Origin of the sequence: Streptomyces sp. ID05-39B, from assembly GCF_033794725.1 — a bacterium.
Classification (GTDB): Bacteria; Actinomycetota; Actinomycetes; order Streptomycetales; family Streptomycetaceae; genus Streptomyces; species Streptomyces bobili.
This window is the reverse complement of the sequence record NZ_JARGEF010000360.1, coordinates 1-5,876: the sequence shown is the minus strand read 5'-3', so window position 1 is coordinate 5,876 and position 5,876 is coordinate 1. Positions and strand designations below refer to the sequence as shown.

At 63.6% G+C, this 5,876-nt stretch carries 9 protein-coding genes; 5 read left to right on the top strand and 4 right to left on the bottom strand.

Translation table 11 applies throughout. The features are described from left to right. Positions 1-223: 223 nt before the first annotated feature. Both P1P75_RS38920 and P1P75_RS38915 read left to right on the top strand, forming a co-directional pair. A complete protein-coding gene (locus tag P1P75_RS38920) occupies positions 224-931 on the top strand; it encodes a DNA/RNA non-specific endonuclease (protein WP_319264287.1) in 708 nt (235 codons plus the stop codon). A gap of 6 nt (positions 932-937) precedes the next feature. Further along, positions 938-1,459 (top strand): hypothetical protein, encoded by a 522-nt coding sequence (locus tag P1P75_RS38915; RefSeq protein WP_319264285.1) that lies wholly within the window; start codon positions 938-940, stop codon positions 1,457-1,459. A 398-nt stretch (positions 1,460-1,857) separates the two neighbouring features. Here P1P75_RS38915 and P1P75_RS38910 read toward each other — a convergent pair whose 3' ends face one another. Continuing rightward, a complete protein-coding gene (locus P1P75_RS38910; RefSeq protein ID WP_319264284.1) occupies positions 1,858-2,139 on the bottom strand; it encodes a hypothetical protein in 282 nt (93 codons plus the stop codon). Positions 2,140-2,456: 317 nt separating this feature from the next. On the opposite strand from P1P75_RS38910, the gene P1P75_RS38905 reads away from it, so the two are divergent. Together P1P75_RS38905 and P1P75_RS38900 are read left to right on the top strand one after the other, a co-directional pair. Continuing rightward, positions 2,457-2,738, top strand: coding sequence for a type II toxin-antitoxin system prevent-host-death family antitoxin (locus P1P75_RS38905; protein WP_319264282.1), 282 nt, complete (start codon positions 2,457-2,459; stop codon positions 2,736-2,738). A 102-nt stretch (positions 2,739-2,840) separates the two neighbouring features. Then, positions 2,841-3,410 carry an SMI1/KNR4 family protein gene (locus P1P75_RS38900; RefSeq protein ID WP_319264280.1) on the top strand — a complete coding sequence of 190 codons (570 nt, stop codon included), beginning with the start codon at positions 2,841-2,843 and terminating at the stop codon, positions 3,408-3,410. Here P1P75_RS38900 and P1P75_RS38895 read toward each other — a convergent pair. From P1P75_RS38895 to P1P75_RS38885, 3 genes are all read right to left on the bottom strand, one after another. Continuing rightward, a complete protein-coding gene (locus tag P1P75_RS38895) occupies positions 3,404-4,066 on the bottom strand; it encodes a DUF397 domain-containing protein (protein WP_319264278.1) in 663 nt (220 codons plus the stop codon). The genes P1P75_RS38900 and P1P75_RS38895 overlap by 7 nt on opposite strands. A gap of 95 nt (positions 4,067-4,161) precedes the next feature. Further along, a complete protein-coding gene (locus tag P1P75_RS38890) occupies positions 4,162-4,353 on the bottom strand; it encodes a DUF397 domain-containing protein (protein ID WP_319264276.1) in 192 nt (63 codons plus the stop codon). Positions 4,354-4,364: 11 nt separating this feature from the next. Further along, complete coding sequence (locus P1P75_RS38885; RefSeq protein WP_319264274.1) at positions 4,365-5,219, bottom strand: helix-turn-helix transcriptional regulator; 855 nt, start codon at positions 5,217-5,219, stop codon at positions 4,365-4,367. A gap of 226 nt (positions 5,220-5,445) precedes the next feature. Between P1P75_RS38885 and P1P75_RS38880 the strand changes: the two genes are divergently transcribed. Further along, on the top strand, positions 5,446-5,876 hold a 431-nt coding region (locus P1P75_RS38880), incomplete at its 3' end, for an ATP-binding protein (protein ID WP_319264272.1).

The window sequence follows — 5,876 nt, the reverse complement described above, 5'->3', positions numbered from 1 at the left end:
ACCCGGCGTTCGTGATCGGACAACTCCAGCGGCAACGGCTTCGGACCAGGCACCGCCCCACCCTATAACCGCAAGCGAACTATCGACTCAGGACACTAGTGGTGCCTGCCGATACGGTTGCGTCATCAGCCCGCCACCACCGCCCATCGACCAGAATCCCAACAACGGTCCCAACCCTGAGCCGGCTCCGACACGGACTAAGCCCCGGCCGGACTGGGATCCTATGGCTGGCAAGTGGGACGAGAGCAAGGGCTGGGATGCCGCTGTCGGAGTGGCCGACATGCTCGCTCTGATTGGGCAATCTGTCTTCGGCCCCTTCGACAGTGGCCAAACACTGCCGGACCCGTACCTGAATGAAGCTCGAAACCCGGGCGGGGACTCGACTAACGAAGAAGGCTGTGATGACCAGGCTGGCGAGAACGTGACAGGTAACATCACGTACCTGCCGAGAGAGCGCTTCCGGCCAGGTCGGGACGGCTGTCGCGCAACAGGAATCGTGGCCGACTTCAATGGTCCTGAAGACCTGCTTGACGGCACCGGGACTGCATGGAAGAAAGACTGTGAATCCGGTAAAATCGAACCCCCTGACTTCTACAAGCTTCCCCCAGGGCGAAATCGCGCACGCGGCCATTTGGCAGGCTGCCAGTTCGGCGGGTCCGGTACTGATCTGCGTAACTTGGTGCCATTGCATCGCGTCGCAAATAGTCCGGCAATGAGCATTATTGAAAATAAAATTGCTGGCCAGATTCGCCAGAATGGGCAGGCAGTTCATTATGAAGTGACTCCATATTACGCGAATTCCTCATCGGGTATTCCAGATGTAGTTCATTTGTCTGCTCAAGGGAATCAAGGGATGGATGTTGATTGCCATGTGATAAACTCGCCTGCCCATGAGCGTGCGATATGCTCTTCTGAGGTTTATGGCAGGTGAGTTAGGGTGAGTGAATCCTTGGTGTCACTGCTTGGCGAGCGGGAGCGAGTGTTCCCTGTCTCTCCGGAGGTGTGGCGGGCGGTGGAGGGGTGGGTCGGGCGTGCGCTTCCGGAGGACTACAAAAATCTTGTAGACGGATATGGGGACGCCGTTCTGTTCGGACACCTCTTCGTTCCTCATCCCGGTGGTAGCGATCCGCTGCTGAATTTCATGCAGGAGGAGCGGCGATATTTTCATGCCGCCTATCAGGATGTTCCAGATATTCCGGCCAGCCTAAAGTCGAAATGGGATGACGTCGTCCCATGGGCCTACCATGATTGGAATGGTGACGTGTGCCTGCTAGTGCCGGGCGATGCTGATGGTCTTTGGAATGTCGCCGTCGCTTTTCGCCAGAACCCCGGTTTCCTGATTGTTGACGGAGGTGTCGAGGATTTTTTTCAATTGATTCTGGGAGAAGGGAAGTTTCCTCGGGGGTGGCCGGTCGGGCAACCTGGGTGGGAGTCAATTCCGGATAGCCCGCTCGTGTGATTGTGGAACATTCCAATTTGAGCCTTCCTGTATTCCTTGCATTTGAGGTCTTTTGGGGTGGATGCGCCGATGGCGAGCGTTCGACAGGCCCAGCATCACCGTCTTCCAAAACAGGACTGACTCCGGGAGCGGAGCCGCCCGTAATCCAGGCCGTGGTGGGACGAGGCCCAGCGCCAGCCGACCCCAACCTCTGGGCCCGTCTGCACCGGGAGCTGCGATGGCGGTTCGTCGGCGCCGGTCGCGGTGCAGGCGTCGTCGGGGACGGGCGGCGGTGTCGTGCATGGTCCGCGGTCACTGGCCGCAGTGCTTTCCACGACACGGTGACTTGTTGCCGTGTTTCGGCTGTGGCTCAGTTCCTTCTTCTTCGGCGTCCTTCCGTGGCGCCTCTGGCGACCCGCTCAGTCGTCGGCAGCGACGAGGAGTGTGATTTGGTCAGATGAGCGGTCGATGAGCACGAATTCGTGGAAGTCGTCGTGCACGCGCCCCCAGTCGTGGATGGCCTCGTCCCCCAGCTCGTGCAGGTAGTAGATGTGGTCGGCCGCGGCCAAGGGGTCGAAGACTGCCTGCTGCAGCTCCGCCTCCAGTTCAGCGGACACGTCACCGTGTGGAGACATCCACTCCCGGAGGATGTGCGCGCCCTTGTCCGGGCTGATGGTGTCGGAGACATCGGGTGTGACCAACCTCAGCCAATACGGGCCGTGCCTGGTCCCCTCCGGTAGCACTCCACCACCTGCGTAGTCGTCCCGGAACTGTTCATGTCCGATGAGTGCAGAAAGCAGTTACCTGTCGTCGGAGGGTTCCGTGGGGAGCTGTAGACGCTTGATGCTGACCCACCTGAAGCCATGCGACCTCGCATCCCGGAACTTGTAGTCACGGAAATTGATGAAGGCGCTGCCCTCGTAAGTGAGTTCGTTCCTCATGGCGCCACAGCGTACGAGCCGGACCAGGCGAGCCTGTTGACGCATCCCCGGCCTGGTACGCCGGGTACGGTCGATGTGTGGCCGCAGACTCGAGTCAGTTCGACGTCGTACCGCTCCGGGCGCTCAACCAGCCGAGCAAGATCGCGGAGCGGGTCGAAGCAGGGGCGACGCTGATCGTCACCAGGAACGGTCGGCCGATCATGGGCATTGTCCCGATAGAGCGTCTGGATGAGCCTGTCCATCAGTTCCGCACCGACCCTATGGGGCACGTGGACATCCCAGCCCTCGACCTGCCCGCTGTGACGGACGAGGAGATCGGCGCCACCCTGCGCGGTATCGGAGGCGGCCTCGATGACTAGCGTGCCCGTCGCCATCGGCGGCACCAACGGCCTCTAGCGCGGCCCGGCGAGAGGATCCCCGTTAAGCCGAGCGTGCCGCCGGGTCTCTGGCACGCTGTCGTCGTGGACGATCTCATCGGTACGCAGCATCCCCGGCACCGGCTCGTGAATCCGATCGAGGCGGTTGCCGCCCTGGAAGCGGCGGTTCCTGGGCTTGTGCCGCATCGTCGCCGTGCCCCGGCAACACCCGGCTGGTCGGTGATCGAGGCGCGGCTCGGTACGTCACTGCCTGCCGACTTCAGACTCCTGTCAGAGGTCTACCCGACCTTCTCACTCGGCGACTTCCTGCACGTCTCTCTGCCCCGCTCGGGGAAGGAGGACGCGTGGCTGGGCGGCACCGCGAGCGAGTTGGAGATCGTCCAGGACTGGTGGGAGGCGGACATGTCGATCGGCTTGCGCCCTCACCCGGCTCCGAGCGGTCTGCTTCCCTGGGCCAGTTCCCTGTCGGGTGACGTCATCCTCTGGACGACGACCGGCGCGGGTCCGGACGACTGGCCTGTGACGGTGGCTTCCCGCAACGGTGGCTGGTGGCACTACACGGGCGGAGCCGTTCAGTTCATCGGTGACTGGGTCAGTGGGCGGCTGGAACTATGGGAACTGCCCTTGTTGGGCTCCGAAGTCCGCGTTTACTGAGCGAGGCTCCGGATCAGGGCGTGCAGGCTAGGTGCCGTCGTGGTGAGGATGACCTCCGGCTCGTCGCTCTCGCGGAGGTGGATGGTTCCGGTGGGGGAGGCGGCGACGTAGACGCAGTTTGCGGCCTCGGCGCTGTACGTGGATTTCTGCCAGTGGAGAGTCTGCACAGTTGCTACCTCTCTGGGTCGTGCCACGTGGTGGGGGGCTCCGATGCGGTCATGGGCAGCCCCTTCGAAGAGGATAGGGCCGGGGTAGAAGACCGCGCTTCCTGGGCCGAACATGGATTCGCCGGCAAGGTAGCAGTGGAGCCACTCGGAGAAAGGCATCCGGTACTCGTAGAAGTCTTGTTCGTCGCCGTTGCAGGCCAGGATGCGCCAATGTCCGGAATGGGTATCCGCGGCCCCGAACAGGTACTCCCCGCGGTCCGTTGAGGTCAGCGGGATCAGGCCTTCAGGGCCACCGAACAGTGGACCTTGGGGGAATCCCGGGCACTTGGCTTCCGTCAGGTCGCTGCGCGCGAACGCGGTGGCTGTTTGATCCATCCACCGCCCGAGGTTCCACCGCACCGTGGAGGGGTGGTGCAGGTAGAGATGCACGTTCAGTTGAACTGGTGCGTACCTGGCCACGATCCTCTTGTAGTCGTCAGGCAGGGACACCCCCAGTCCGCGCTCCAACGTGGCCCAGTCCGGGTCCGATGACACGGCAGGTCTTGCCGTTCCCCCCCAGGGCGCCTGTTACTGCATCTTCGAAGTTACGCGGCATCCCATTTCCGTTCCTTGAGGGCGCATATGAAGGTATGCAAGCCGGGCGCTGTCGTGGTGAGGATGACGTCAGGCTGGTCGCTCTCGCGGAGATGGAGGGTTCCGGTGACAGAGGCGGCGACGTAGACGCAGTTCGAACTGTCGCCGCTGTACGAGGACTTCTGCCAGTGGAGGGTCTGCACGGCTGCGCCTCTCAGATGTCCAGGGTCAGTCGGTGGATGAAGTCGCGTGATGCGGTGGGGTCCAGTGCGCAGGACTCCATGTGGTCCAGTACGGCACGGTACTTGGCCAACTGTGCCTCTGCATCGAGGAATCCGCAGCCGCCGTGGTGCGTGTCCAACTGGACTGTGTCGAGCTGCGGAACGGGGCCCTCGACGTAGTCGAAGGACTGGCCGGTGCTCGGGAAGTGCTCCGTGCCGAACGAGATGACCCGCACTGTGACGTGCGGCAATTCGCTCATGTCGATCAAGTGCTTGAGCTGCCCGAGGACGACCGCTGGGCCCCCATAGCCCATGCGCAGAGCCGCTTCGTGGATGAACGCCGAGTACCGGGGAGGGTTCTCCCGGTGCAGAATCCCTTGCCGCTTGATGCGGTGGGTCAGGCGGTGCTCGATCTCGTACTGCCGCATGGGTGGTACCACGCCACGAAAGAGGGCGCGGGCGTGATCCGTGGTTTGCAGGAGCGCGGGGATGTGGATCACGAGGGCCACGCGCAACCCGGCTGCGTGGTGTTCCAGTTCGGCGAGGTCGACGAGTGCGGCAGGCAGGTGCTCTCGGTACGACTCCCACCAGCCGGGAGCCCGCCGTCCTGTGAGGCCGGTCAGGGCGTCGACGAGTGCTTCGTCGGAGCACGCGTAGGCGGACGCCATGGCGCGGACCCGGTCGGCACTGACAGGGCTGCGCCCGGTCTCGATCATGCTGACGCGTCCCTGGTTGACGCCGAGCAGGGCTGCGGCGCCAGTGACGCTAAAGCCGGCCTGCTCACGCAGTCTGCGCAGTTCAGCGCCCAGTCGCCGCTGGCGCAGGGTCGGATTGTTGGTGGGCGGCAAGACGCCTCCTTTCAGCCCGCAGTGGGGTGTTCGTGTCCCCCACACGAGGTAATAGCGGGCACATCTATCAAAAGTGGGAGATGTATCTCCCTGTGCTCGCTAGCGTAGTGCCGTACCGCCAACAGGCCCCGCTGCTAAGCCGGAAGCGCACCAATCCAGGCAATGCCACCGCTCGGCTGCGACCGTCGGCGAGTCGTCCAAGCCCCCTTCCCCAGGAGGAGTTCCCATGGTCACCGTAGCCCCGCCCGACACCTGGGTGTACGCCCTTCGGCTCCCGCATGACCCCCGCGCCGCACAGGTCGCACGTATGACCGTGCGGGCGGTACTCAAAGGGCATGGGCGGGGTGAAGTGCTCGAAGCGGTCGAGTTGTTGGCGTCCGAGTTGGTCACCAACGCCTACCTGCATACCAAGGGACCCGCCTCCCTGCGGATGACCGCGTTGAGTGACGGGCGGGTCCGGGTCGGCGTGTGGGACAGCCACCCGTACATTCCCGCGCCCTTCGCGAAGCCGCCCGGGGATCGGGTTCCGCCCGCCGGGGTGGATTGCGAGGGTGGGCGCGGGCTGTACCTCGTGCAGGAGTACGCCGACTGGTGGGGCGGGTGGCCGCTGGAGGGCGGCCACCCGCCCCCCCAGTCGGCGTACTCCTGCAACTTTCT

Coding starts and splice junctions, on each gene's coding strand:
- P1P75_RS38920 (WP_319264287.1), top strand. CDS start 224: ATGGCTGGCAAGTGGGACGAGAGCAAGGGCTGGGATGCCGCTGTCGGA.